This window comes from Microcystis sp. M49636_WE2 (assembly GCF_030065375.1).
GTDB classification, from domain to species: domain Bacteria; phylum Cyanobacteriota; class Cyanobacteriia; order Cyanobacteriales; family Microcystaceae; genus Microcystis; species Microcystis aeruginosa_C.
This window is the reverse complement of record NZ_JASJFG010000976.1, coordinates 1-1,792: the sequence shown is the minus strand read 5'-3', so window position 1 is coordinate 1,792 and position 1,792 is coordinate 1. Positions and strand designations below refer to the sequence as shown.

The 1,792-nt window shown below is 45.8% G+C and carries 2 protein-coding genes; one reads left to right on the top strand and one right to left on the bottom strand.

The window, feature by feature from the left end:
• A partial coding sequence (locus tag PX484_RS22505) for an all3515 family Zur-repressed PEP-CTERM protein (RefSeq protein ID WP_288105581.1) occupies positions 1 to 553 on the bottom strand: 553 nt, incomplete at its 3' end.
• Positions 554 to 863: 310 nt separating this feature from the next.
• Between PX484_RS22505 and PX484_RS22500 the strand changes: the two genes are divergently transcribed.
• The coding region (locus PX484_RS22500) for an ABC transporter ATP-binding protein (protein WP_288105578.1) at positions 864 to 1,792 on the top strand (929 nt) is incomplete at its 3' end.

Genomic DNA, 1,792 nt, shown 5'->3' with positions numbered 1-1,792 from the left:
TCCACCGTCCCCCAGAACTGTTAAAAAGAGCTTGTTCTCCCAAGTCAGAGGAATTATTAATAGTTGCCACTGATTGCATCAGTAGATTGCTATATTCCTCCCCAGTGGCAGCACTAACAAAACTATTCTGAAAAATTCCTTGTCCTGCAATTAAGGAGAGAGGAGGCAATCCTGTAGAAGTCTCAGGAATGCGATTATTGGTGTTAGTCGGATTAACTACCGGATTACCAGACGGGCCGGAATAACTGTAAGTGCCGATACCGTGAAAATGAGGGTTTCCCTCTCGGTGAGCAACCAGAAGAGTTAACCGGTTATAGTTAGGATTGGCTAATCCCTCATAGATGCCCCGAGTTAAGGTGATTTGATTATCCACCCCGATATAAAATTCGGGCAAACTCTGACCAATAGCAGGCTCTTCCGCCTTAGCCACAGTTACCAGGGCGAAAGAAAGCGATAAAATGAAGCTAACGGCGATAAATGGAGATGTAGGGCTTTTTTTGCGGATTTTATTCGCATCACAAACTAATCCTACCCTAGAGACCTGTAGAACCATGATTTCTCTCATTAATTAGAATGATAATCATTATCAATTTAGCGAAAAACCCTTGTTCCGATTCACTTTTGCCAAAAAAGTTAATTTAAGTTAACGTGAACAATGCTGTCGGAATAAGTTGCCCGGGCCAACAGGCAACGGTGGAACAGCAGCAGGTTCTCTGGGAATGAGGCCAAATCCCGTCAAAGTTTATCTTGATCGGAAAAGATCAACAAGGCTGTGTTAGGTTTTGCAGTGGGGAATCTGGGTTAAAATAGACCGAGAAAGTTAACAAAAAAATTGTCTCGCTCAAGTGGGCGAAAATCAGCTTATGACCCTTGCGGTGGCGATCAAAAACTTAAAAAAATCCTACGGTCAGACAGCAGCGGTTAAAGATATCTCCTTTACCGTGAAAGCGGCAGAAATCTTCGGTTTACTCGGTCCCAATGGTGCGGGGAAAACCACCACAATTCGCTGTCTTTGTACCCTTGCTAAACCCGATGGCGGCAAAATCGAGGTGGGGGGTGTCGATGCCCTGAATAACCCCAAATCCGCCCGTAAACGCCTGGGTTACGTTGCCCAAGAAGTCGCCCTCGATAAAATGCTCACTGGCCGGGAACTGTTGCAACTACAAGCGGCTCTATATCACATTCCCGCTCAAAAGTCAAGAGAGCGCATCAAAGAATTAATAAATCTTTTAGGATTAGAGGAATACGCCGACAAAAAAACGGGGACCTATTCCGGCGGCATCAAAAAACGGCTGGATTTAGCGGCGGGATTATTGCATCAGCCGGAAGTTTTAGTGCTGGATGAACCGACTGTGGGCCTCGATATCGAAAGTCGTTTGATTGTCTGGGATTTTCTGCGACAATTGCGGGCGGCCGGAACCAGTGTATTAATTACCAGCCATTATCTCGAAGAAATCGACGCTTTGGCCGATAACTTGGCAATTATCGACAATGGTATCGTCATCGCTCGCGGTACCCCCTCACAACTAAAGGAACAACTGGGTGGCGATCGCATCACCTTAAAAGTGCGGGAATTTTCCCCAGAGGAAGAAGCTTTCCAAGCGAAAGAATTATTATCCCGTCTGCCTTTTGTCGAGGAAGTGATAGTTAATACCGCCCAGGGTAACTCCCTTAATCTTATCGTGACGGCCAATAGCAATCCTTTAAGCAAAATTGAACAAACCCTAGCCGAATCGGGATTACCCGTGTTCAGCATGGCCCAATCCCGTCCTAGTCTCGATGATGTCTATCT